This is a genomic window from Curtobacterium sp. MCPF17_011 (assembly GCF_003234145.1).
Classification (GTDB): Bacteria; Actinomycetota; Actinomycetes; order Actinomycetales; family Microbacteriaceae; genus Curtobacterium.
On the sequence record NZ_QKSK01000016.1, the window covers coordinates 1 to 22789 of the forward strand.

At 73.0% G+C, this 22789-nt stretch carries 24 protein-coding genes; 10 read left to right on the forward strand and 14 right to left on the reverse strand.

What is annotated here, in order from left to right; genetic code table 11:
- Positions 1 to 22: 22 nt before the first annotated feature.
- Positions 23 to 790, reverse strand: coding sequence for an NRDE family protein (locus tag DEJ25_RS15315; protein WP_110902553.1), 768 nt, complete (start codon positions 788 to 790; stop codon positions 23 to 25).
- Positions 791 to 864: 74 nt separating this feature from the next.
- Here DEJ25_RS15315 and DEJ25_RS15320 point away from each other — a divergent pair, with 74 nt between their 5' ends.
- From DEJ25_RS15320 to DEJ25_RS15355, 8 genes are all read left to right on the forward strand, one after another.
- On the forward strand, positions 865 to 2166 hold the full coding sequence (locus DEJ25_RS15320) for a phosphopantothenate--cysteine ligase family flavoprotein (RefSeq protein WP_110902754.1): 1302 nt from the start codon (positions 865 to 867) through the stop codon (positions 2164 to 2166).
- A gap of 65 nt (positions 2167 to 2231) precedes the next feature.
- Positions 2232 to 2633 carry a hypothetical protein gene (locus DEJ25_RS15325; RefSeq protein ID WP_110902552.1) on the forward strand — a complete coding sequence of 134 codons (402 nt, stop codon included), beginning with the start codon at positions 2232 to 2234 and terminating at the stop codon, positions 2631 to 2633.
- Complete coding sequence (locus DEJ25_RS15330) at positions 2630 to 3457, forward strand: DUF2071 domain-containing protein (protein WP_111045230.1); 828 nt, start codon at positions 2630 to 2632, stop codon at positions 3455 to 3457. The genes DEJ25_RS15325 and DEJ25_RS15330 overlap by 4 nt, the downstream gene beginning before the upstream one ends.
- On the forward strand, positions 3454 to 3891 hold the full coding sequence (locus DEJ25_RS15335) for a DUF1810 domain-containing protein (RefSeq protein WP_110902550.1): 438 nt from the start codon (positions 3454 to 3456) through the stop codon (positions 3889 to 3891). The genes DEJ25_RS15330 and DEJ25_RS15335 overlap by 4 nt, the downstream gene beginning before the upstream one ends.
- Positions 3892 to 4003: 112 nt before the next feature.
- The gene (locus DEJ25_RS15340) at positions 4004 to 4654 is read left to right on the forward strand and encodes a GntR family transcriptional regulator (RefSeq protein WP_111045232.1); all 651 of its coding nucleotides are present in this window, start codon (positions 4004 to 4006) and stop codon (positions 4652 to 4654) included.
- A 187-nt stretch (positions 4655 to 4841) separates the two neighbouring features.
- The gene (locus tag DEJ25_RS15345) at positions 4842 to 5297 is read left to right on the forward strand and encodes a MarR family winged helix-turn-helix transcriptional regulator (RefSeq protein WP_111045256.1); all 456 of its coding nucleotides are present in this window, start codon (positions 4842 to 4844) and stop codon (positions 5295 to 5297) included.
- Positions 5298 to 5662: 365 nt separating this feature from the next.
- Positions 5663 to 6547 (forward strand): phospholipase, encoded by an 885-nt coding sequence (locus DEJ25_RS16815; protein WP_181421467.1) that lies wholly within the window; start codon positions 5663 to 5665, stop codon positions 6545 to 6547.
- 152 nt (positions 6548 to 6699) lie between these two features.
- On the forward strand, positions 6700 to 7335 hold the full coding sequence (locus tag DEJ25_RS15355) for an MOSC domain-containing protein (protein ID WP_110902548.1): 636 nt from the start codon (positions 6700 to 6702) through the stop codon (positions 7333 to 7335).
- 59 nt (positions 7336 to 7394) lie between these two features.
- Here DEJ25_RS15355 and DEJ25_RS15360 read toward each other — a convergent pair whose 3' ends face one another.
- Positions 7395 to 7778: an MmcQ/YjbR family DNA-binding protein gene (locus tag DEJ25_RS15360; RefSeq protein WP_110902547.1), complete on the reverse strand. Its 384-nt coding sequence runs from the start codon at positions 7776 to 7778 to the stop codon at positions 7395 to 7397.
- 118 nt (positions 7779 to 7896) lie between these two features.
- Between DEJ25_RS15360 and DEJ25_RS15365 the strand changes: the two genes are divergently transcribed.
- Positions 7897 to 8196, forward strand: a complete 300-nt coding sequence (locus DEJ25_RS15365) for an excalibur calcium-binding domain-containing protein (protein WP_220033243.1) — start codon at positions 7897 to 7899, stop codon at positions 8194 to 8196.
- Positions 8197 to 8230: 34 nt separating this feature from the next.
- On the opposite strand, the gene epsC is transcribed toward DEJ25_RS15365, so the two are convergent.
- The 4 genes from epsC to DEJ25_RS15385 form a co-directional block, all read right to left on the reverse strand.
- A complete protein-coding gene (epsC, locus tag DEJ25_RS15370; RefSeq protein WP_258366527.1) occupies positions 8231 to 8815 on the reverse strand; it encodes a serine O-acetyltransferase EpsC in 585 nt (194 codons plus the stop codon).
- The gene (cysK, locus tag DEJ25_RS15375) at positions 8812 to 9750 is read right to left on the reverse strand and encodes a cysteine synthase A (RefSeq protein ID WP_110902545.1); all 939 of its coding nucleotides are present in this window, start codon (positions 9748 to 9750) and stop codon (positions 8812 to 8814) included. Before cysK ends, epsC begins: the two co-directional genes overlap by 4 nt.
- Positions 9751 to 9904: 154 nt before the next feature.
- Positions 9905 to 10942 carry a dipeptidase gene (locus DEJ25_RS15380; RefSeq protein WP_111045234.1) on the reverse strand — a complete coding sequence of 346 codons (1038 nt, stop codon included), beginning with the start codon at positions 10940 to 10942 and terminating at the stop codon, positions 9905 to 9907.
- A 53-nt stretch (positions 10943 to 10995) separates the two neighbouring features.
- Positions 10996 to 12084 carry a YeiH family protein gene (locus tag DEJ25_RS15385; protein WP_111045235.1) on the reverse strand — a complete coding sequence of 363 codons (1089 nt, stop codon included), beginning with the start codon at positions 12082 to 12084 and terminating at the stop codon, positions 10996 to 10998.
- A 36-nt stretch (positions 12085 to 12120) separates the two neighbouring features.
- Between DEJ25_RS15385 and DEJ25_RS15390 the strand changes: the two genes are divergently transcribed.
- Entirely contained in the window at positions 12121 to 12636 is a 516-nt protein-coding gene (locus DEJ25_RS15390; protein WP_111045236.1) for an SRPBCC family protein, read from the forward strand.
- Here the strand turns inward: DEJ25_RS15390 and DEJ25_RS15395 are convergent.
- The 8 genes from DEJ25_RS15395 to DEJ25_RS15430 form a co-directional block, all read right to left on the reverse strand.
- Positions 12603 to 13430 carry a MurR/RpiR family transcriptional regulator gene (locus tag DEJ25_RS15395; RefSeq protein ID WP_110902541.1) on the reverse strand — a complete coding sequence of 276 codons (828 nt, stop codon included), beginning with the start codon at positions 13428 to 13430 and terminating at the stop codon, positions 12603 to 12605. The genes DEJ25_RS15390 and DEJ25_RS15395 overlap by 34 nt on opposite strands.
- On the reverse strand, positions 13427 to 14731 hold the full coding sequence (locus DEJ25_RS15400; RefSeq protein ID WP_111045237.1) for an allantoate amidohydrolase: 1305 nt from the start codon (positions 14729 to 14731) through the stop codon (positions 13427 to 13429). Before DEJ25_RS15400 ends, DEJ25_RS15395 begins: the two co-directional genes overlap by 4 nt.
- Positions 14728 to 15996: an alanine--glyoxylate aminotransferase family protein gene (locus tag DEJ25_RS15405; protein ID WP_111045238.1), complete on the reverse strand. Its 1269-nt coding sequence runs from the start codon at positions 15994 to 15996 to the stop codon at positions 14728 to 14730. Before DEJ25_RS15405 ends, DEJ25_RS15400 begins: the two co-directional genes overlap by 4 nt.
- Positions 15997 to 16039: 43 nt before the next feature.
- Complete coding sequence (locus DEJ25_RS15410; RefSeq protein WP_258366528.1) at positions 16040 to 17662, reverse strand: AtzH-like domain-containing protein; 1623 nt, start codon at positions 17660 to 17662, stop codon at positions 16040 to 16042.
- Positions 17653 to 18723, reverse strand: a complete 1071-nt coding sequence (locus DEJ25_RS15415) for an acetamidase/formamidase family protein (protein WP_110902538.1) — start codon at positions 18721 to 18723, stop codon at positions 17653 to 17655. Before DEJ25_RS15415 ends, DEJ25_RS15410 begins: the two co-directional genes overlap by 10 nt.
- Positions 18716 to 20095 carry an allantoinase AllB gene (gene allB / locus DEJ25_RS15420; protein ID WP_111045239.1) on the reverse strand — a complete coding sequence of 460 codons (1380 nt, stop codon included), beginning with the start codon at positions 20093 to 20095 and terminating at the stop codon, positions 18716 to 18718. Before allB ends, DEJ25_RS15415 begins: the two co-directional genes overlap by 8 nt.
- Positions 20092 to 20853 (reverse strand): aspartate/glutamate racemase family protein, encoded by a 762-nt coding sequence (locus tag DEJ25_RS15425; protein WP_110902536.1) that lies wholly within the window; start codon positions 20851 to 20853, stop codon positions 20092 to 20094. The genes allB and DEJ25_RS15425 overlap by 4 nt, the downstream gene beginning before the upstream one ends.
- Before the next feature lie 157 nt (positions 20854 to 21010).
- The gene (locus DEJ25_RS15430; RefSeq protein WP_111045240.1) at positions 21011 to 22570 is read right to left on the reverse strand and encodes an NCS1 family nucleobase:cation symporter-1; all 1560 of its coding nucleotides are present in this window, start codon (positions 22568 to 22570) and stop codon (positions 21011 to 21013) included.
- Positions 22571 to 22789: the final 219 nt, after the last annotated feature.

Below are 22789 nucleotides of genomic sequence, written 5' to 3' on the forward strand. Positions count from 1 at the left end.
CCCCCGCCCCGCCACCCCCTGGTCAGCCGGCGCTGTCGAGCCGCAGCTCCCCCGGCTCCGCGAGCCTGGTGTGCCGGAGCACCGTCCGCCCGGGTCCGACCGCCGCGGCCACGATCGACAGCGTCGCGAAGTGCCCCTCCGGCTCGACCGTGTCCCGGAGGATCGCGTCCCGGTCGTCCGGTGCCAGCGCGGTGGACCCGGCGAGCACCCCGAACCACGGCGCCCACCCGTCATCCGGCGTGGTGCTGAGTTCATCGACGGGTTCGGCGGCCGGAGGCCCGGTCGGAGCGGGCACCGCGCGGAAGGCGTCGAGCCACCGCCCGATCCGGGGTGCGGCCGGGTCGTCCGGCTCCCCGTGCGTGACCATGTGCACGCCCGGTCCGAGCGCCGTCGTCCGGACGGCGGTGCCGTCCCAGGTGACGACCTCGGCGCCGTCGGCGGTGGCACGGACCAGGTTGAACGCGCGGCTCGTCGGCAGCACGCCGTCCGCGCCCGGGACGACGTCGTCCACGACCGCGTCCAGCGGCAGGGTCCCCCGGGTGGTCCAGGCGCCGTCGACACCCGGGGTCGACTCCCACCGGTTGAGCACCACGGCCAGGCCGTTGCGGTCCGAGGCGGCCAGCCACGCGCCTCCCGCCTGCTGGTCCCGGACGCCGACGACGCCGGTGTCACGCTCCGGCCACCACGCGGCCGGCGGGTCCCACGGCCGGTCCGGGGACTCGTCCCGGAGCGCCAGGACGGTCACGGGCCACGCCGCGCCGGGATCGACACGGACGACGACGGTGCACATGCGGCCGATCCTGCCACCCGCGCTCCGGGAACCGACCCGGCGGCGTGCGGAGCCGCCCGGGTAGCGTGAGCGCTGTGAACGACGCAGCCACGCAGCCCGCCCGTCCCCGCACCGTCGTCGTCGGCATCACGGGCGGGATCGCCGCCTACAAGGCCGTCGGCGTCGTCCGCGACCTGGTCAAGCGCGGCCACGACGTGCACGTCGTCCCCACCGAGGGCGCGCTGCGGTTCGTCGGCCTGCCCACCCTGGAGGCCCTCAGCCGCAACCCCGTCTCGACCAGCGTCTGGGACGACGTCGCCGAGGTCCGGCACGTCGCGCTCGGCCGTCGCGCCGACCTCGTCGTGATCGCCCCCGCCACCGCCGACAGCCTTGCCAAGATGGCCGCCGGGCTCGCCGGTGACCTGCTCGGCACCACCCTCCTGGCCACCGGAGCCCCTGTCGTCGTCGCCCCCGCCATGCACCCGCAGATGTGGGAGCACCCCGCGACCCGGGCGAACCTCGCCACCCTGCGCGCCCGCGGCGTGCACGTCGTCGGGCCGGTCGTCGGCGCGCTCACCGGGGACGACGCCGGCATCGGTCGGATGTCGGAGCCGGAGGACATCGTCGTCGCGGCACTCGCGGTGCTCGAGGCCGCCGAAGCGCCGGACCGCACCGGATCGCTCGACGCCACACCGGGCCTCCACACCGGCGCCCGAGGCGAGCAGGGCGACCTGGCCGGCGTCCGTGTCGTCGTCAGCGCCGGTGGCACCCGCGAACCCCTCGACCCGGTCCGCTTCGTCGGCAACCGGTCGAGCGGCCGGCAAGGGTTGGCGCTCGCCGCCGAGGCCGCCCGCCGCGGTGCCGTCGTCACCCTCGTCGCCGCGAACACCGACCCCGGCCTCACCGAGGGCTTGGCGGTCCGCATCGTCCGGGTCGGGTCCGCGCAGGAGCTCGCCGCCGCCATGCACGCCGAAGCACCCGAGGCGGACGTCCTGGTGATGACCGCAGCGGTCGCCGACTACCGACCGGCCGAGGTGCTCGAGTCGAAGCTCAAGAAGGAGCAGCAGGGCGACCGGATGACGCTCGAGCTGGTGAAGAACCCCGACGTCCTCGCCGAACTCGTCGCAGCACGCCGGGCCGGTCAGGTCGTCGTGGGCTTCGCGGCGGAGACCGAACCCGACCGCGAGGCGCGCCTCGAACTCGGCCGCGCCAAGATCGCCCGGAAGCCCGCCGACCTGCTCGTCGTGAACCACGTCGGCTGGTCGCACGGGTTCGAGCGCGAGGAGAACGCCATCGAGGTGCTCGTCCCCGGCGGCTCGGTCGTCCGCGAGACCTCGGGCACGAAGGCCGAGGTCGCCACGGCGGTGCTCGACCTGGTCGCGACCGCGCTGACCTGAGCGCACCTGCGCTCCCCTGGACCGGACCTGGGCGTGGACCGTGTGCGGTCGGGCACGATGGGGCGATGCGACGCCGGACCGAACGCGCACGACGTGCCAGGAGGACCGCCGGGGTCCTCGCTCTCCTCCTGGGCAGCGCCGGGGTGACCCACTTCCTCCGGCCCCGAGGTTACGACCGGATCGTCCCGGAGGCCCTGCCGCCCCGGACCACGACGCTCGTCTCGGGTCTCGCCGAGCTCGGCATCGCCGCCGGTCTCCTCGTCCCCGCGACCCGGCGACGCGCGGGCTGGGCGGCGGCCGCCCTCTTCCTCGCGGTGTTCCCCGCCAACGTGAAGATGGCGAGCGACCTGCTCGAGCACCCACGGGCCTCCCGGGCGGCACGCCTGATCGCGGTCCTCCGGCTGCCGCTGCAGGCGCCGCTCGTCGCGTCGGCGGTCCGCGTCGCCCGGAACGCCCCACGCCGATGACCGACGACGGCCAGGAGCCACCGGCCGGGCTCGGGGCCGGTGACGCCGATCCACGCACCCGTGCCACGGTCGCCCTCCGACACCGGGCGGTGACGGTGCACGCCTGGGACGACGTCGTCTTCGCGCACTGGCGGTGCGAGCCGGAGACGCTGGCCCGCCTGGTCCCCCGGGGCACGCGGCCGGACATCGTGGACGGCAGCGCCTGGGTGGGCCTCGTCTCGTACATATTCCGCGAGACGCAGGTGCCGCCGTTCCCGCCGTCGACCCGCCTCGGCTCGATGACGGAGGTCACGGTCGAGGTCCTCACCGTCGACGACGTCGGCCGACGCGGCATCGCCTACCTCACCGTGGACACCCCGAACGTGCCCGCGATCGTCGCCGCGCACGCGCTGCTCGGCGTCCCCTACACGTTCGCCTGGGCGCGCTCCCGTCGCCGCGGCGAGACCCTCGGGCACCGGTCGGTCCGCCACCCGGACCGGGTCCGGCACCCGATCCGCGCGGTCCGCCAGGCCCGTCGGACGGGAGGCGCGACCGGCCCCCGCCACGCCGCCTCGGTCCGCGTCGTGGCCGGCGAGGTCGACCGCTCAGCGCTGGCGGCGGACCTCACGACCCGCGCCGGGATCCACGCGCGACTGCTCGCGCAGACGCTGTACTGGCAGCGACAGCACGCGCCCCTCACGGTGCGGTCGGCCCGACTGGAGCGCCTGGAGGGTGACCTCCCCGATGCGGTGGGACTACCCGGACTGTTCGACCGCGAGCCTGACTCGCTCCTCGTGGTGGACGGCACCACGGTCCGGTACGCATGGGGGGACGTGGTCCGGTGAACGACACAGCACGTGACCCGTACGGTCTCGACCGGTTCGTGGCCGCGCAACGGGGTGTCCACGACACCGCCCTGGCCGAACTCGCGGCCGGGCGGAAGCGCTCCCACTGGATGTGGTTCGTCATGCCGCAGATCGCCGGGCTCGGACGCAGTGCGACCGCGCAGCGGTACGCGGTGTCCGGGCTGGCCGAGGCGCGCGCGTACCTGGCGCACCCGGTGCTCGGACCGCGACTGCGCACGGTCGCGGTGACGGTGCTCGACGCGCCCGCGACCTCGGCCGAGGAGTTGTTCGGCGGGATCGACGCGGTGAAGGCCCGCTCGTCGATGACGCTCTTCGCCCGGGCGGCCGATGACCCGACGCCGTTCACCGCCGTGCTCGACCGGTGGTTCGCCGGGGCCGAGGACCCGGAGACGCTCCGCCTGCTCGGGCTCTGAGCGCACTGGGCTGCGAGGGCACCGGGCTCCGAGCGCGCTCGGCCCGGGCAACCGTCCGGTACCACATCAGGTACGGTGAGCGGGCACCCGTCCTGAACCCGGAAGGCCTCCCATGCCGGTCCCCAGCAGCGCCCCGACCGAGCACAAGCTGCTCCGCGACACCGTCCGTCAGAAGATCCACGAGGCGATCATGGACGGCACGCTCGAGCCCGGGGAACGCCTGAACGACGACGAGCTCATCGCCTGGCTCGGGGTCTCGCGGACGCCGATCCGCGAGGCACTGAGCCAGCTCGCGCGCGCCGGACTCATCGAGATGGCGCCGAACCGGTACACGCGGGTCACGACCCCCGACCCGGCCGAGGTGATCGAGGCCATGCAGACGCTGGGCGTGCTCTTCGGAGGCGTCGTCCGCCTGGCGGTCCCCCGACTCGGCACCGCGACACGCAAGCGGATCCTCGGAGCGCTCGACAAGACCATCACCGAGCTCGAGGCGCACGACGTCCCGGCCGTGAACCGCGACGCCCTCGGGGTGTTCGCCCTGTACGTCGCCGAGTGCGGCAACGAGAACCTGCGGCGGGTCTGCCAGGACACGATGGACGGCCTGGCGTTCCGACTGCGCCTGCCGAACCTGGACGAGCTCCTCGACTGGGACCAGATGACCGCGGACTTCCGACGCCTGCGGGCAGCCACCGCGGACGGCGACAACGTCGCGGCGGAACTCGCGACGGAGGCGATCCACCTACTCCCGGGCGAGAAGCGCTGACCCGGACTCGCGGGATGTCCTGAGCGTCCGTACAGGAAACGATCGCCGTCGGTCGGTCGGGGCGGGCGAGCGGTGTGCCGGGCATCGGGCGCCGCCGGCCGGGACCGCAGCCGTGTCCCCCGTTCGACGCGTGTTCCCCGACCGCTACGATCGTGCTCACCACCCGAACGACACCCGCGGAGCGACCATGACCGACCTCGACCCGGACCGCACCGAGGTCGCCGCCCGCCTCGCCGCGGCCGTCGGCCGGATCAACCGGCGCGCACGCACCGACTCGGCCTCGCTCGGCTACGGCATCGTCTCGGCCCTGGCGTCGATCGTGCAGCACGGTCCCCTCCGCCCCGGCGACCTGTCGCGGATCGAGGTCGTCACCAAGCCCACGATGACCCGGATCCTCACCGAGCTCGAACAGCGCGGGTTCATCGTCCGGGACCCGGACCCGCGTGACGGCCGGGCCTTCATGGTGAGCGCGACCCAGGCGGGCATGGACGCCGTCGACGCGGCCCGGTCGCAGCGCACCGGCATCGTGGCCGGGCTCATCGCCGAGCTGTCCCCCGACGACGTCGACTCCATCGCGCAGGCACTCGACGCCCTCGAGCGGGTCGCACAGAGCCAGACGAGCCAGGCGACCCCCACACGCTGATCACCACCGGCTCGTTACTGAACCGTTACCGAACCGTGGCGCGACGGTTCTGGGAGTGGACTCGGACGGGGCACCCAGGATCGCAGGTCATCGTTGCCGCTTCGCCCCCGCGAGTGACGTGATCGTCACCCGCTCGGAGGCGGAACGGACGGGCCCCACATCACCGTCCGGTCCTCCCCCGGCTCGCGGGTCCACGCGACGACGCCGCTGACAGCAGGTCCCCCCCCCTCCTGTCCTCCCGGAGCCCTCACCGTCCCCGCGACGGTCGACGGGCACCGGTGACCGGCGTGCGCACCACCCGTGCGCACGCCACGCCTCGACGCCCACACGGACCCGCACCACGAGCCGGCCGACAAGCGGAAACGATGACGAGAACCACTCCCCGCACGAGCACCCCGGCCCCCGGCACCCGCCGCGCAGCCCTCGACACCCCGTCCCGCCGGATGCGCCGGACCCTCCGTCGGCACGGCGTCCTGATCGCCGGCAGCGCCGCGGTCGTCGCGATCGCCGGCGGCGCCCTCACCATCACGCAGCCCGCACTCGGCGAGGCGCTCGGTGTCCCCAGCGCCACCGCGACGCCCCACCTGTCCGGTACCGACCTCGACCGGGCCCAGGCCGCCGCCACGATCTCGACGGCACGCACGGTCGTCCGGGACGCGAACGAGGGGACCGACACCTCCCGGCTCGAACACCGGATCGCCTCGCTGTCCGACTACACCTCGCTCTCCGGCTCGGCGCTGACCGAACGGATCGCGTCGACCGTCGACACCACGCAGGACGTCGCCCAGGCGAGCGCGGACCAGGACCACGCCGACGCACAGGCCGCCGCCGCACGCGAGGCGGCCGCGAAGCGTGCCGCGGACGCGGCAGCAGCGGCGAAGGCCGCTGCTGAGCGTGCCGCGGCGGAGCGAGCAGCCGCCGAGGCCCAGGCTCGGGCGAACACCCCCGCCGGCGCGCGGGCGGCAGCCGCCGCGCTGGCGTCGTCGCAGTACGGCTGGGGATCCGACCAGTTCCAGTGCCTCGACAGCCTGTGGACCAAGGAGTCCGGCTGGGACTACCGCGCCGTCAACGCGAACGGTGGCGCGACCGGCATCCCGCAGGCACTCCCCGGCTCGAAGATGGCCTCGATCGCGGCGGACTGGCAGACGAACGCCGCCACCCAGGTCGCCTGGGGCCTGCAGTACATCGAGGGCTCCTACGGCACCCCGTGCAGTGCGTGGTCGCACTCGCAGGCGGTCAACTGGTACTGAGCCGGACCGGGTGCCGATGGATCCGAGCGTCGACGAGATCCGTCCGGCGTCGCTGCGGTTGCACGGTCCCCTCCTCCTGCTGACGGCGCAGATCGGCCTGCGTGTCGAGCTGCCAGGTGCACAGCGGGGCCGCCGTACGGCAGGGTGGACCCATGCCCGTCGTCACCGCCGTCTGCCGCGTCGAACAGCTGCACCGCGACTCCGGCACGATCGGCATCACCGCCATCGACAAACGCCCGGTCGACGGGCCGGTCCGCGTCCGCCCGCTCGGGCTGTACGCGGACGTGCAGGCGGACCGCAAGCACCACGGCGGCGAGGACCAGGCCGTCTACGTGTACGCCGACGAGGACGCCGCGTACTTCGCCGGACAGCTGGACCGACCGATCCCGCCCGGGCTGTTCGGCGAGAACCTCCGGACGACGGGCATCGACGTCACCGGCCTGGTCATCGGGGAGCGCCTGCGCATCGGCGACACCCTGGAACTCGAGGTCACGATCCCGCGGACCCCCTGCGGCACCTTCGCGCGCCGGATGCAGGTCGACAAGTGGGTCAAGCGCTTCGCCGAAGAGGGCCGTCCCGGCGCGTACTTCCGGGTCCGGCGCTCCGGTGCGGTCGCCGCGGGCAACGCGGTGACAGTGCTGGACCGCCCCGAGCACGGGGTCACGATCGGGCAGATGTTCGCCGGACTCACGGCGGAGCAGGCCACGGCGGTGCTCGCCTCGGGCGGCGGACTCGCGCCGAAGGTCGTCCGGGAGGCCCAGCTCGCCCTCCGGCGCGCAGCCGTCTGACCGCGGGGCCCGCGCTGGCCCGGCGGGTTCCGCGTCGGCCTGGCGGTCCGGCGCGCGCGTCAGGCCGGTCCGGCGCCACGGCCCGGGTCGTACGGGCGGCGGGCACGCGGCAGGCCGGCGACGACGAGGTCCCAGGCGTTCGCGACGAGGTCCTCGACCATCTGCTCGTCGATCCCCTCCCCCGGCGACAGCGTGATCCAGTGCCGCTTGTCCATGTGCCAGCCCGGGGTGATCTCCGGGTGGTCCCGCACCAGCGCGGCACCGTGGGGTGGGGCGCACTTGAGGTTCACGATCGCCACACCACGGAGCTCCGCGTTCATCGCGAACATCTTGTCGACCACCTTGTAGACGTCGGTCCCCTCGCCGAACGGCTGCGTCTCGGTCACGGCCGGCAGCGCCATCGCGGTCCGCGCGACGATCGTGTGCAGGGTGGTCCCGTCCATCGCACCAGGATGCCCGTTCCTGCCTCGTTGTGGGGGTGAAGTTCCCTCAAGGATCGGCAGTACCCTCGTCGTGCCGCACGTACCCGACGGTCGGCGAACGCACCTCCAGGAGGAACCCGTGACGACCACTCGAACCCTCGGCATCGCTGCCGTCGCCCTCGCCCTCACCGTCGGCGGTGTCGCCGGCACCGCGACGAGCGCCTCCGCCGCGCCGAAGGCCTACGCCAACTGCACCGCCGTCAACAAGGTGTACTCGGGCGGGATCGCCAAGAAGTCCGTCACCCAGAACAAGGTGACCTCCGGCGGCAAGACCTCGTACCGCGCACTCAAGGGCACCGTGAAGAAGGACGACGCCCTCTACAACGCGAACAAGAAGATGGACCGCGACGCCGACGGGATCGCCTGCGAGAAGAGCTGACCCGGCAGTCCCCGGGACGCCCGGGAGTTCGGCCTCAGAGCTCCGGGACGCCCTCGTGTCCGGACCGCGGACGTGCGGTGCCGGCGATCCCGGTCACGACGGAGTTCACCGGCACGTCCTTCGTGACGACGGTCCCCGCGCCGATGACGGCGTCGTCACCGACCGTGATGCCGCCGATCAGCGCCGAGCCGGCGCCCAGGACGACCCGGTCGCCCACCGTCGGGTGCCGCTTGGAGCCCGGCCCCGGGCCTCCACCCCGACCGCCCAGGGTCACGCCGTGGAACACGAGGACGTCGTCGCCGACCACCGCCGTCTCGCCGATGACGACACCGAAGCCGTGGTCGATGAAGAACCGGCGACCGATGCGGGCACCGGGGTGGATCTCGATGCCCGTGAGGGTCCGCGCGACCTGCGCGAGGATCCGAGCCGCCGTCCGTGAACCGGGCAGGCCCTGCGCGACCCACAGTCGATGCGTGACCCGGTACGCCCAGATCGCGTGCAGCCCCGAGTAGACGATCGCGTTCTCGAGGTCCCCGCGCGCGGCGGGGTCACCGCGGCGTGCGGCGGCGAGGTCCTCCCGGACCGTCCGCAGCACGCCGCGGCGTTGAGGCCTCGTCACGCAGAGAGCCCCTCGAAGAGCACCGTCGACAGGTAGCGCTCCCCCGTGTCGCAGACGATCGCGACGATGCGCTTGCCGGCGTTCTCCGGCCGCGCCGCGACCTGCAGGGCCGCGTGGATGATGGCACCCGAGGAGATGCCGGAGAGGATGCCCTCCTCCGTGGCCAGCGCGCGGGCGACCCGCAGGGCGTCGTCGAGCTCGACGTCGATGACCTCGTCGATCACGGAACGGTCGAGGACCTCGGGGATGAAGTTCGCCCCGATGCCGGCGATCTTGTGCGGCCCGGCCGTGCCCTTGGTCAGGAGGGGCGAGTCGGCCGGTTCGACGGCGATGACCTGCACACCGGGGACGCGCTCCTTGAGGACCTGCCCGACACCGGTGATGGTGCCGCCGGTCCCGACACCCGCGACGAACACGTCGACGTGCTCCTCGGTGTCGCGGAGGATCTCCTGCGCCGTGGTCCGACGGTGGATCGCTGCGTTCGCGGTCGTCTCGAACTGGTGGGCGAGGATCGCGCCCGGGGTCTCGTCGACGATCTGACCGGCGCGTTCGACGGCGCCCTTCATGCCCTCGGAGCCCGGGGTCAGGACGATCTCCGCTCCGTACGCACGCATGACGGCCCGGCGCTCGACACTCATGGTCTCGGGCATCGTGATGACGACCTTGTACCCGCGGGCCGCACCCACGAGGGCGAGGGCGATGCCGGTGTTGCCCGACGAACCCTCGACGATCGTGCCGCCGGGCTTCAGGTCACCGGACTCCTCCGCTGCGTCGATGATCGCGACGCCGAGACGGTCCTTGACGCTGGCGCCCGGGTTGTAGAACTCGAGCTTGGCGAGGACCTCGGCCCCGCCCTCCTGGGGCAGTCGGTTCAGCCGCACGAGCGGGGTGTTGCCGAAGGCCTGGGAGATGTTGTCGTAGATGGTGCCGGTCATGCGTTGCGTCCTCACGTCGGTCCCAGGGCCTCCATCCCAGGAGGCTCGGTGTGCGGCCTGATCTTAGCGAGCCGGTCCGGGGCGCATCCCTGGTGTGACGTCGTGGGTGCGCGACGACGGGGCACCAGTTCGGGGGTGCTCCGAGCGCCGCAGATCAGCGGACGTGGGCGGTGCGTGCGAACCGGCCGTCGGTGGCCTCGAGCACGCGGAGCACGTTGCCGCCCGCCAGCGCCCGCAGATCGCCGTCGCCCCAGCCGCGGCGGCGGAGCTCCTCGGCGAGCACCGGGTACCGCGAGACGTCGCGCAGGTCCGACGGCAGCACCGACGTGCCGTCGTAGTCCCCGCCGAGGCCGATGTGTGCCGCACCCGCGACGCTGCGGGCGTGCTCGACGTGGTCCGCGACGTCGGAGACCGTGACGAGGGGCGGTTCGCCGGCGGCGCCGGCCTCTTCCCAGTCGGCCCAGACCCGGGAGACGAACTTCGGCACGAAGGTGAGCATCACCACGCCGCCGTTGTCGGCCAAGCGCGCGAGCACGTCGTCCGGCACGTTCCGGGGGTGGTCGTCGATCGCCACCGTCGACGAGTGGCTGAACACGACCGGCCGGGTGGCCACGTCGAGGGTGTCCCGCATGGTGGTGGGTGCGGTGTGGGACAGGTCGACGAGCATGCCGATCCGTTCCAACTCGGCGACGACGTCGCGCCCGCGGTCGGTCAGGCCTCCGTGCGCCCGGGCACCGGTGGCCGAGTCGGCCCACGGGGTGTCGTCGTTGTGCGTCAGCGTCATGTACCGGACGCCGAGCCGTGCGAAGTCGCGGAGGACGGCCAGGTCGTCACCGATCGAGTGCCCGCCCTCGGCGCCGAGCAGCGAGGCGATCCGGCCTGAGGCGATCGCCGCCCGCACCTCGGCGGCGGTCCGCGCGAGCGCCAGGTCGTCCGGGTAGCGCTCGATCATGCGATGGGCGAGGTCGATCTGCTGCAGCGTCGTCCGGACCGGGTCGGGCTCCTCGACCGGGACGAACACCGACCAGAACTGGCCGACGACCCCACCGGCACGGAGCTTCGGCAGGTCGGTGTGCAGCGAGTCGGTCTCGGAATCGATCCCCTCGACGCCGGACCCGTGCGTCTCGCGACGCTCCCACGGCAGGTCGTTGTGTCCGTCGATGACGGGGAAGGGGAGGGCGTCGAGGTCCATCCCCCGACCGTACCGGGCGGGGTCTGCCGGGCGGGGTCTGCCGGCTGTCGGCGTCAGATGCTGCCGGTGAGGGCCTGCAGGCCGAGGCTCGACAGCGACACCACGATCCAGAGCGACCCGCCGAGGACCAGCGGCCGGAACCCGGCGCGGCGGAACCCGGCGATGTCGGTGGACAGGCCGATCGCGCTCAGGGCGACGGTGATGAGGAACGCGGCGACCGTGGCGATCGCCGGGTGCGCAGGCCCCGGGATCACCCCGGTGGAGTTCACGGCGGCCACCAGCACGAAGCCGATGAGGAACCACGGCACGAGACGGAACACGCGGCGCGGTGACCACCTCGGTCGAGCGGGTGCGACGGCGGGGTCGATCCCGGTCCCGTCCAGCGCCACGTCCCCCACTGTCGTCACCGACCGCTCGGCCCGGCGTCCGACGAGCCACGCGAGGCCGAGGACCACCGGGATGATCATCAGCGTCCGGACGAGTTTCACGACGACCGCGAAGTCCGCCGCCCCCGAGCCGTAGGTGCTCGCTGCGGCGACGACCGAGGAGGTGTCGTTCACCGCCGTCCCCGCGAACAGCCCGAACGCGTGCTGGCTCATGCCCAGGGCGTGCCCGACCACGGGGAAGACGACGACCGCGGCCACGTTGAACAGGAAGATCGTCGACACGGCGTACGCGACCTCGATCGACACCGCGCCGATCACCGGGGTGACGGCAGCGATCGCCGACGCCCCGCAGATGCCCGTCCCGACGCCGATCAGGGTCCGGAGGTTGCCGACCACACCGAGCGCCCGACCGATCCCCCACGCTGCGACGAGGCAGATGACGAGGGTGCCGAGCATCACCGGCAGCGACTGCACCCCGACCCGGGCGACCTGCACGAGCGACAGCTGCGCGCCGAGCAGGACGACCGCGCACTGCAGCACGGTCTTGCTCGCGGTCGTGATCCCCGGCCGGAACACCTGACCCGGACGTCGCACCGTCCCGAGGACCGCGCCGATCACCACCCCGCTGACCGGCGCTCCGACGACCGGTAGGAACCGCCCGATCACGGTCGCGACCACGGCGATGCCGGTGGCGAGCGCGAGGCCGGGGACGAGCCTCCCGGCACGGTCGAGCGGGGTCAGGGCGGCATCGGTCACGTGACCATCCTGCCGCCCGTGCGCCAGGATCGAGGGGTGAGCGCTGCTTTCCGGATCGTGACCGACCTGCCCGTGCCGCCCGAGCAGGCGTTCGCGCTGTCCCTGGACATCGGCGCGCACCTGCGGTCGATGGCCGCGACCGGTGAGCAGGCCGTCGCCGGACGCACTGACGGGCTGATCGGGATCGGTGAGAGCGTGACCTGGCGTGCCCGCCACTTCGGGGTCGTCTGGCGGATGACGAACGAGATCACCGCGCTGGAGGCTCCCCACACGTTCGTCGACGAACAGGTGCGCGGGCCGTTCGCCCGGTTCCGGCACCGGCACCGGTTCGAGGCGACGCCCACCGGGACCCGCATGGTGGACGAGATCACGTTCCGGGCACCGTGCGGCGTGCTCGGGCGGATCGCCGAGGGGCTGGTGTTGCGGCGGTACCTGGTGCGGTTGATCCGAGAGCGGAACCGGTCGCTCGCCGCCGAGCTCCGCGCGGCTGCCACCGTCGAAGGTCCGGGTGACGTCGATCAGGAGCCGGCGAGTTCACCGAGCGTGTCGTAGGCGTTCGCCACCGCTTCCACCCGGGTCCGACCGGAGGGGCCGGAGGCCTCGTACACGTCGTTCGTGATCGCCGCGACGACCGCGAACAGCGCCGCCAACGAGTCGAACGCGGAGGGCGAGTCGACCGGGCAGAGCACCGCGGTGGTCGCGGGCGCCGCGATGACGGCGGCTGTCGGGTCCCCGATGACGACGACGTCCGCCCCGGTCCCGACGCAGTGTCGGACGAGACGGTCGACCCCCGCGGCGTGCCGCCGGACCGTGACGATGACCACGAGGTCGCGGCGGTCGAGGTCGGCGACCTCCTCCCCGAGGCGCTGCCCCGGTGCCGGCCCGACGCGGACGTCGGGACGGACCTGCGCGAGCTGCGCACGGAGCTGCAGCGCGATCGGGTACGCGCCGCGCTCGCCGAAGACCAGGACCCGCCGTGCGCGGACGATCCGTCGGGAGAGGCGTGGACGGTCGGCTCGGGCGAGGGAGGCGAACGCCGCATCGAGGTTCCGCGCCTCCACCGCACGCTGGTCGACGTGGGCGGCGTCCTCCGCCGCCCAGGGCAGGCCGGTCCCCCGCGCTGACATGAGGTTCTGGCGGACCTCGGCGGCGTCCTGGAACCCCAGCGACCGCACGAGCCGCGAGACCGTCGCCTTCGAGGTGCCGGACTCGGCGGCCAACTGCGCCGAGGTGCCGACCAGCAGGAGCTCGGGGTCGTGGCGGATCATCGCGGCGACCCGGCGTTCGGCCGGTGAGAGGCGCTCCCAGACCGAGTCGATGCGTCCGCGGACGTCGGGGACGCTCATGCCTCCACCGCCGTCGTCGCAGGCGGGAGGGTGTCGCTCGTCCGGGCGAGGTGCTCGATCGCTCCGACGAGCGCGTCGAGTCCGAGCGCGACGTCGGCGGCAGAGACGAACTCGTCCGGGTGGTGACTGATGCCGTCCGGGTTGCGCAGGAACAGCATCGCGACGTCGGTGACCCGGCCGAGGGACATCGCGTCGTGCCCCGCGCGTGAGAACAGCTCGATCGGTTCCGGCTCACCGGTGCTGACGATGCCCGCGCGGACGGCGTCCATCAGGTGCGGGGCGCAGAAGACCGCCGGTGCCCGGTGCACCTCGGTCGGCGTGACGTCCACGCCGCGCCGCGCCCCGATCTCACGGAACGCCTCGGCGATCTCGTCCCAGACACGGTCACGTCCGTCGTCGAACTCGCCGCGGAGGTCGACCGCGAACGTCGCGAGGCCGGGCACGACGTTGACCGCCCCGGGTTCGACGGCCATCGTGCCGACGGTGCCGATGTGCTGCTCCGTGCGACAGATCCGCTCGACCGCCAGGGCCGCCTCGGCAGCGGCGAGCAGGGCGTCGTGGCGGCGCTCGTACGGGGTGCCGCCGGCGTGACGCGCTTCGCCGACCGCCCGCACGGTGAACCGGCGAGCGCTCGCGATGCTGGTGACGACGCCGAGTGCCTGTTCGGCGTGCTCGAGGTACGGCCCCTGCTCGATGTGCGCTTCGAGGTACCCGACGAGCGAGGCGGGGTCGACCGCAGCCTGCCCGACCTGAGCCGGGTCCAGCCCGAACGACTCGAAGGCGGCACGGAGGGTGGTGCCGTCCCCGTCACGGAGGTCCCACCACGAGTCGTCCCACACGCCGGCGACCGCGGAGGACCCGAGCAGGGCCTTGCCGAACCGGGTGCCCTCCTCGTCGGAGAACGCGATGACCTCGAGCGCGAACGGCAGCTCGGCACGAGCCTGCTGCAGGCGCGCGGCGACCTCGATCGCCATGAGGACACCGACGACCCCGTCGTACCGGCCGGCGTCGACCACCGTGTCCAGGTGCGACCCGAGCAGCAGGACGGGTACGTCCGGCCCGGCTCGACCGGTCCGCCCGTGGAGGTTGCCCGCGGCGTCCTGCCAGGTGTCGAGCCCGGCGTCTTGCATCCAGTTGTCGACGACGGCGTTCGCGCGGGCGTGTTCGGGCGACAGGTACACCCGGGTGATGTGCCCCGCGGTCTCGCTGATCGCGGCGAGTTCGTCGCAGCGGGTGACGATCCGGTCGGCGGCAGCGCGAGCCGGAGCGCTGGCGACGGGGACCTGGACGGCCGCGCTCACGCGCGTACCCCGTCGTCGAGTTCAGCGTCGAGCTCGGCGTCGGGTTCCGCACCGTGACCGGCGTAGACGTCGAGCGCCGCGTCGACGCCACCGCCCTGCGGCACGGACTTCCCGCCGCGACGGAGGGACTGCTCGAGGGCGGCCAGGGTCGTCACGACGGCGTCCTTCCGTGCGTTGTAGCCCATCGTCCCGATGCGCCACACCCGTCCGTGCAGCGGGCCGAACGACGTGCCGATCTCGATGCCGTGGTCCTCGAGCATCGCGGAGCGGACCGCGTCCCCCTGGACCTCGTCGGGGATCTCCACCGCGACGACGTTGTGCATCTTGTGGCCGACGTCCCCGAACACCGTGAGACCGAGGCCTCGGACACCCTCGAGCATCGCGCGGCCGGCGCGGGCGTGCCGTTCGACCACGGCGTCGCGGCCTTCCTCGAGCAGGATCCGGGCGCACTCGTTCGCCGCGTAGAGCATCGACGCCGCTTCGGTGTGGTGGTTGAGGCGCCGGGGCCCCCAGTAGTCGATGATCATCGCGAGGTCGAGGTAGTTCGACTGGATCGGGTGGTCGGACACCTCGTCGCCGGGCTCGCGGATGCCGGCCTCGACGCTCCGACGCCCGTCGAGCACCGCGACCGCTCGCGGTGAGAGCGACAGCGGTGCGCTCCCGGAGGGGCCGCCGAGACACTTCTGCAGTCCAGCGCTGACGGCGTCGATGCCCCAGGCGTCCACCTCGAGCGGGTTCCCACCGACGGAGGCGGTGACGTCCGTGTAGAACAGCACGCCGTGCCGTTCGCAGATCGCGCCGAGTTCGTCGAGCGGCTGGTTCATCGTCGTCGAGGTGTCGCCCTGCACGACGGCCAGGAGCTTCGGTCGGACCCGGATGATCGCGTCCTCGATCACCGAGGCCGGGAACACCTGGCCCCACTCGGTCTCGATCGTGTGCACCGTCGCTCCGGCGCGTCCGGCGATCTCGGCGAGGAGGTGCCCGAACCGGCCGAACACCGGGACCAGGACGCTGTCGCCGGGGGCGAGCAGAGAGACGAGGGCGGCTTCGATGCCGGCGCGGGAGGTGCCGTCGACGAGGACGGTGGCCTCGTTCGCGGTGCCGAACACCCGGCGGTAGAGCTCCTGCGTCTGGTTCATCGTCTCGGTCATCCACGGGTCGTACTGCCCGACCAACGGGGTCGAGAGTGCGCGGAGGACGCGGGGGTCGGCGTCGATCGGGCCGGGGCCCATCAGGAGACGTGCGGGCGGGTTCACGGGGTGCATGGTTGATCCTTCCGTTCCACGGTCGAGAGTAGTGGAACGCGCGTTACGAACGTGTTGCGGATGAGGGGGACAGGTCGATCGCGAGGTCGACCAGCGCGAGGTCGGCGCCGGGCGGTCCGACGAGGCAGATCCCGACTGGAGCGTCCTGGAGGTGCAGCGCCGGCATGCTGACCGCGGGCAGGCCGCCGACCCCGGCGACCGACGTCATGCGGAGTGTGGCCCGACGGGTGACCAGCACGGCAGCGGTGTCGGCCGTGCGGCTCGGCGCGGGTCCGGGCACCGTGGGGAGGGCCAGGACACCGTCGTCGAACACCCGTCGGACCGCGGTCCGGAGTTCGACGTGGCGGACACGCGCTGCCGACTCCTGCTCCGCCGTGACGGCCGCCGCAGCCGCGAACCGCTCGGCGACGTCGGCTCCGAGTGCCCCCGGGTGCGCAGCGACCCAGTCACCGTGGTTCCGGTGTGCCTCGGCGGCCTGGACGATCCGCAGCGTCTCGGCGAGGTCGTCCAGGTCGGGCAGCTCGACCGACCGCACCGGGCGACCGGTCCGCTCGACCCACGCCAGGAACGCGCTCCGGGTGCCGGGTTCGGCGGCGTCGAGCAGCGCGTCGCTCAGGAGCAGCGGAGCCGTCCGGATCGCGCCGGCGTCGGCACCGCGCAGCTGCGCAGTGGTGTCACCGAGTGCGATGCCGACGACCTGCCGGAGCAGCTCGGGGTCACGTGTCAGCCAGCCCACCGTGTCGAAGGTCTGCGCGAGGGGCAGCACGCCGCTCCGCGAGACGGTGCCGTGGGTCGTCCGGAGCCCCCAGAGCCCCTGGTACGACGCGGGCACGCGGATGCTGCCTGCCGTGTCCGTGCCGAGACCGAGGTCCGCCTGCCCGAGCGCGACCGCCGAAGCCGAACCGGAGGTCGACCCGCCACCGATCCGCTGTGGTGCCGCACCGTTCGGCGTCGTCCCGGAGTGGGCGTTCCGGCCGGCGAGCGCGTAGGCGAACTCGTCGCTCCGGGCGATGCCGGTCAGCTCGGCTCCGGCGTCGAGGAGCATCGCGACCGCGGGGGCGTGCTCGTGCTCGACGGCGGCTGCGGCCTGCCACGTCGGGTTGCCCGCGCCGATGACCTGCCCGCGGACGGCGAAGAGGTCCTTCACCGCCACCCGGACCCCGACGAGGGGACCGGGGCGAGCACCAGGACCGAGGCCAGCACCAGGACCGAGGCCAGCACCAGGACCGAGGCCGGCGTCGGCACCACCGCCGGGGACGAGCGGGTCGCCGAGCACGCGCCAGACGGACCGGTCGAACGCCGGGGCGCGTCCGGTGACGTGCGCCGTGCGGATCAGCCACGCGCCGTCGGTCCGGCACCAGAGCTGGGTCTGCAGGCCGCGCCCGCCGTCGACGAACTGCGATTCGCCCACGACCAGCACGGCGTCCGGGCCGAGGACCTGCACGTCCACGCCGACGAGTTCCCGGCGGGCGACACCGCCGCGGGACGAGCGGAACGCACTGATCTGCCCGTGCCCGCGCAGCAGGCCGGCGCCGTCACCGCGCAGGGTGCCCGGGCCGGGTTCGAACAGCGCGTCGAGCACGGCGGTGTCGTCCCGCATCAGGGCCGACTCGTACTCGTGGAACGCCGACTCGAGGCCGGCGGGCCACGTCCCCGTCAGCCGCACGGCACCACCGCGTCGAAGTCCGCTTTGCGGATGGTCGCGTGCGCGCCGCAGACGAGGTCGACGACCTGCGAGATGCGGAAGTCGGTCGCGGCGCTGAGGTACGCGTACGCCAGGTGCTCGTCGACGCCCCACCGTGCCCGGAGCAGGGTGATCGCCGCCCGGACGCATCGGCGTACGGCTTCGTCCAGGTCGGCGTCCATGCCCGTCGGCACGAGGAACTCGGTCGTCTCGGCGATCGGACCGACCAGGGCGCCGAAGCGCCGGAGCGCAGTGGCACGCGGGACCACGTCGAGGCGCAGGGTCAGGCGGAGCGAGGCCTCCATCGCGGTGAGGGCGACCTCGCCGTCGCCCTGGGCGAAGTGCGGATCGCCGACGTACACACCGGCTCCCGGCACCTGCACGGGCAGGTGCAGCGTCGACCCGGCCGTCAGCAGGGCGATGTCGATGTTCCCGCCGTGGGCCCCCGGCGGGACGGAGTGCGGCCGGACGTCGCTGTCGACGGTGATCCCGACGATGCCGGGGAACGGTCGGAGCGGGAAGGTCACCACGCGGGGACCGCCCGCCACCACCGGCAGCCGGCCGTGGTCGACGCCGTCGCGGGTCACGACGTCGGCGAACACCGAGACGGGGCCGTCACCGCGCGGGAGCTCCCCGGGGAGTGCTCCGCGTCCGTGCCGGTTCGAGATCACCCCGTACGGCACCCGAGGCACCGCCGCGAGGATCGCCACCGACACCACGTCGCCGGGTTCGGCTCCGGTGACGGCGATCGGTCGGGACACCACGTGCGGACCGTCGGCGGCGTTCCGGTCGAGATCCCGCACGATGTCGATCGCGTCCTGGAGCACGGCATCCGGTTCGACGCCGTGCCCACCGAAGAACGCCACCGGGTCGGACCCCTGGTCGGACAACAGCCCTTCGTGGCTGACGGTGTCGATCGTCACGACCGTGCCCGGGGCGACCGCGCGGACGGGGGCGTCGTCGCGGCTCGGCAGCTGCCCCCACAGGACGTCGTCGGGCGTCGACCCGACGTGCACGTCGGCGGCGGTGAGTGTCTCAGCCACGGTCCACCAGCTCCCCGGCGACCACGTCCACCGTCGTGACGCCGTCGGTGGTGCCGGTGACACGCCGCCCGCGGAGCCACGTCTGGGTGACCCGGCCGCGGACCTGGAGCCCGTCGAACGCGGACACCGGGTTCCGGTGTGCCAGGGCGTCGACGTCGATCGTGGACTCGGCGTCCGGGTCGAACACGGCGAAGTGTGCAAGCGCACCCGGCACGATCCGGCCACGGTCGGTGAACCCGGCGAGCGCCGCCGGTCCGGTGGTCACGGCGGGCAGGACCGCCTCGAGGGGCAACCCCCGGCGCGCGGCCTCGGTCCACAGCGCTCGGAAGCCCACCTGCAGGCCGGCGATGCCGCCCCAGGCGAGGCCCCAGTCGTCGACCTTGAGGTCGGCGGTCGAGGGCGAGTGGTCCGAGACCACCATGTCGATGGTGCCGTCGAGGAGGCCGGCCCACAGTGCGTCCCGGTTGGCGTCGTCGCGGATCGGCGGGCAGCACTTGTAGGCCGTGGCACCGTCCGGGATCGAGCCGGACTCGAAGGCCAGGTAGTGCGGGCAGGTCTCGACCGTGATCCGCACGCCGTCGTCCTTCGCCGCGCGGATCATCGGGAGCGCGCCGGCGTCGGAGAGGTGGAGGACGTGCACCCGGGCACCGGTCTCCCGCGCACCGTCGATCACGCGGGCGATCGCGGACCGTTCCGCCTGGACGGGTCGGGTGTCGAGGAAGTCCTGGTAGCGCGGGCCGAGGGCGTCGTGCTCGACGAGGTGGTCCGGGTCCTCGGCGTGGACGATGAGGAGCGCGTCGAGGGCGGCGACCTCGGCGATCGCGGCCCGGAGCTGCGTCGGGTCGAGGTGCGGGAACTCGTCGACCCCGGACGGGGCGGTGAAGCACTTGAAGCCGAAGACCCCGGCGTCGTGCAGGCCGGCGAGGGCGCCGGCGTTGTCCGGGACCGCTCCGCCCCAGAACCCGACGTCCACCGCGACGCGTCCGGTGGCGCTGGCGCGCTTGACCTGCAGCGCGGGGACGTCCACGGTGGCCGGGATCGAGTTGAGCGGCATGTCGATGATGGTGGTCACCCCGCCGAGGGCGGCCGCGCGGGTGGCGGACGCGAAGCCCTCCCACTCGGTGCGCCCGGGCTCGTTCACGTGGACGTGGGTGTCGACGAGCCCGGGCAGCAGGACGTGGGCGTCGGGGACTGTCGCGTCGTGGTGCCCGGTGACGTCGGTGTCGAGCGGCTCGACGGACGCGACACGCCCGTCGCGGACGACGATGGCGGCGGGCCGGAAGGCGCCGTCGACCCACGTTCGGCGGGCACGGAGCACGAGGTCGGGGGGCGTGACGGCGTCCGCCACCGCGGCGGTCTGGAGGCTCGTCATGCGTCCGCTCCGACCATCGCGCGGGTGCCGTCGAGCTCGAAGGACGCGAGCGCCCCGGTGAACCGTTTGGGCGGCGGCGGCGCGTACTCACCGTGCTTGCCGGTGGTCAGCCCGAGTCGGACGAGTGTCTCGGCGAGGAGGGTCGTGGCGCTGACGCCGTCGACGACCGGGGCCCCGATCTCGTCGGACACCGATGCGCAGAACTCCGCCATCCCCGCACAACCGAGCACCACGGCGTCGGCGCCGTTCGCGATCACCTGACGGCATTCGTCGACCACGAGCTGCCGGGCGCCGGAGGCCGGGTCGTCGAGCCGGAGCACGGGGACCTCGCACGCCCGGACCTCGGTCAGCAGGGACGCGCAGCCGTAGCGGTCGGCGAGTTCGCGTGCACGGCCGGTCGTCCGCTCGAGCGTGGTCACGACGCCGAAGCGCCGACCGAGCATCGCGGCGGTCCGGAACGCCCCTTCGGCGATGCCGATCACCGGGCCGCGGGCGATCTCGCGCGCCGCGTCGATGCCCGGGTCCCCGAAGCACGCGACGACGGTGGCGTCCACCCCGTCGCGCTCCCCGGCGAGCACCTGTTCGAGGAGCCCCGGCACGGCCAGCGCTTCCTCGTAGTGGCTCTCGATCGACGCCGGACCCATGCTGGGCTGGACGGCTTCGATGACCGTTCCCGGTCCGGCGACAGCGGCTGCGGCACGGCCGATGGCCGCCGTCATCGAGACGGTGGTGTTGGGGTTGACGACGCGGATGCGCATCGTGGGTCCTTCCGGTGGAGCGGGTGGAGCGTGGGCGGTGACGATCCTCGCGGGCTGGTGGCGGGCCTCCCGGCTGTCCACAGGGGCACCTGCCGGAGTCGGTGCGCCGGTGCCCCTGTGCAGGGAGGGTCCCCCGGTCAGGCGCGACCGAGGGCGGTCAGGCGCGGCCGAGGGCGGCGCCGTCGTCGACCGTCGGGTCGTCTGCGTCGAGGAGCGGCATGGCGGGCGACCGACGCTCGAGCGCCCAGAAGACGACGAGCCCGAGGCCGCAGCCGATGAACCAGCTGTAGCTGCTCAGCCACGGGACGACCCCGAGGGCCGGCGGGAGCACAGCGCTGGCGACGGACACCGCACCGGTCGTGACGAGCGTCCAGATGGCGTTCGGGTTGAACCCCTTCCGGTACCAGTACCGGCCGGCCGGGTCCTTGGAGTACATGTCGTCCACGGCGACCCGCTGCTTGCCGACGATGTAGTAGCCGGCGATCAGGATGCCGAAGAGCGGGCCGATCAGTGCCCCGAGGACGCCGAGCGTGTAGAGGATCGCCTGGTCGTTGCCGTACCAGTTCCACGGGGTGAGCAGCACGGACCCGATCGCGGCGATCATCCCGCCCATCCGCCAGCTGATCCGGCGGGGTGCGACGTTCGAGAAGTCGAACGCGGGGCTGATGAAGTTGGCGACGATGTTGATGCCGACCGTCGCGGTGACGAAGGTGAGTCCGCCGAGCAGGATCGCGAACGGGGCGCCGATGGCCTGTACGGTCTCGATCGGGTCGGTGATGAGCTTGCCGAACACCGGGACGGTCGCACTGGCGCACAGCACGGTGAGGATCGAGAAGAACAGGAAGTTGATCGGCAGGCCGAGCATGTTGCCGCGTTTGACGGCCGCGAATGACCTGCCGTACCGCGAGAAGTCGCCGAAGTTGAGCATCGGGCCGGAGAAGTAGCTGACGACCAGGGCGATCGCGGACAGCATCACCGGGACGCTCGCACCGAAGGACATCGGCGCACCGACCGAGAGCGTCAGTGAGATGTTGCCGATGCCGGCGGTCGCGACGAGGTACACGGCGAGCGCGATCATCACGACGTACACGGCGGGACCAGCCCAGTCGATGAACTTCCGGATCGCGTCCATGCCCATCCAGAACAGGGCGCCCTGTGCCACCCAGAGGACGGCGTAGGAGATCCAGCCGAGCGCGTTCAACCCGAGGAACGACGGCTCCAGGAGGGCGGCTGCGCCGGGGATGAACTTGAGGAACACGATGTTGAGCGACTGGGCGGCCAGGAAGGTCTGCACGCCGTACCAGGCCATCGCGATGAGGCCGCGGATGATCGCAGGCACGTTCGCGCCGAGGACCCCGAAGACCGCCCGGTTGATCACCGGGTACGGCACCCCGGTGCGCTGCGAGGGCTTCGCGACGAGGTTCGCGAAGACCTGCACGATCAGGATGCCGACGACCAGGGCGACGAGCACCTGCCAGCTGGCGATCCCCAGTGCGAAGAGCGAGCCAGCGGTGACGTACCCGCCGACGGAGTGCACGTCCGACATCCAGAACGCGAACACGTTGTAGCTGGTCCAGGTCTGCTTCCGCAGCGGGGCGAGGTCCTCGTTCGTGAGGGCCGGGTCGTAACCGGGCTTGATCAGGCCGGCGCCCGCAGGGGCGGTCGGCGTGAGGGGGGCGTGGGGCGCTGCGACGGGTGCCGCGACTTCTGTTGCCATGACGTCCTCCGGAGTGGGAGAGGGTGAGGTCGGCGTCTGCCTGGGCACGAAGCTACGGACCTCGGTCGCGCCGCCCGTTTCCCCTGTGTGACGACCATGTGACATCACACCCGCCTTGGAACGATCGTTCCGAAGTGGCGGGAGGGTTCGGCGCAGGACACCGGTGTTCGTCCGTCGCCGACGGGGGGCGCTCGGCAGGATCACGAGGTGGCCGCGATC

Excerpts from the sequence above, each read along its gene's own strand:
- DEJ25_RS15315 (WP_110902553.1), bottom strand. The coding sequence starts at position 790 with ATGTGCACCGTCGTCGTCCGTGTCGATCCCGGCGCGGCGTGGCCCGTG.
- DEJ25_RS15325 (WP_110902552.1), top strand. The coding sequence starts at position 2,232 with ATGCGACGCCGGACCGAACGCGCACGACGTGCCAGGAGGACCGCCGGG.
- DEJ25_RS15330 (WP_111045230.1), top strand. The coding sequence starts at position 2,630 with ATGACCGACGACGGCCAGGAGCCACCGGCCGGGCTCGGGGCCGGTGAC.
- DEJ25_RS15340 (WP_111045232.1), top strand. The coding sequence starts at position 4,004 with ATGCCGGTCCCCAGCAGCGCCCCGACCGAGCACAAGCTGCTCCGCGAC.
- DEJ25_RS15345 (WP_111045256.1), top strand. The coding sequence starts at position 4,842 with ATGACCGACCTCGACCCGGACCGCACCGAGGTCGCCGCCCGCCTCGCC.
- DEJ25_RS16815 (WP_181421467.1), top strand. The coding sequence starts at position 5,663 with ATGACGAGAACCACTCCCCGCACGAGCACCCCGGCCCCCGGCACCCGC.
- DEJ25_RS15355 (WP_110902548.1), top strand. The coding sequence starts at position 6,700 with ATGCCCGTCGTCACCGCCGTCTGCCGCGTCGAACAGCTGCACCGCGAC.
- DEJ25_RS15360 (WP_110902547.1), bottom strand. The coding sequence starts at position 7,778 with ATGGACGGGACCACCCTGCACACGATCGTCGCGCGGACCGCGATGGCG.
- cysK (WP_110902545.1), bottom strand. The coding sequence starts at position 9,750 with ATGACCGGCACCATCTACGACAACATCTCCCAGGCCTTCGGCAACACC.
- DEJ25_RS15380 (WP_111045234.1), bottom strand. The coding sequence starts at position 10,942 with ATGGACCTCGACGCCCTCCCCTTCCCCGTCATCGACGGACACAACGAC.
- DEJ25_RS15395 (WP_110902541.1), bottom strand. The coding sequence starts at position 13,430 with ATGAGCGTCCCCGACGTCCGCGGACGCATCGACTCGGTCTGGGAGCGC.
- DEJ25_RS15405 (WP_111045238.1), bottom strand. The coding sequence starts at position 15,996 with ATGCACCCCGTGAACCCGCCCGCACGTCTCCTGATGGGCCCCGGCCCG.
- allB (WP_111045239.1), bottom strand. The coding sequence starts at position 20,095 with ATGACGAGCCTCCAGACCGCCGCGGTGGCGGACGCCGTCACGCCCCCC.
- DEJ25_RS15425 (WP_110902536.1), bottom strand. The coding sequence starts at position 20,853 with ATGCGCATCCGCGTCGTCAACCCCAACACCACCGTCTCGATGACGGCG.
- DEJ25_RS15430 (WP_111045240.1), bottom strand. The coding sequence starts at position 22,570 with ATGGCAACAGAAGTCGCGGCACCCGTCGCAGCGCCCCACGCCCCCCTC.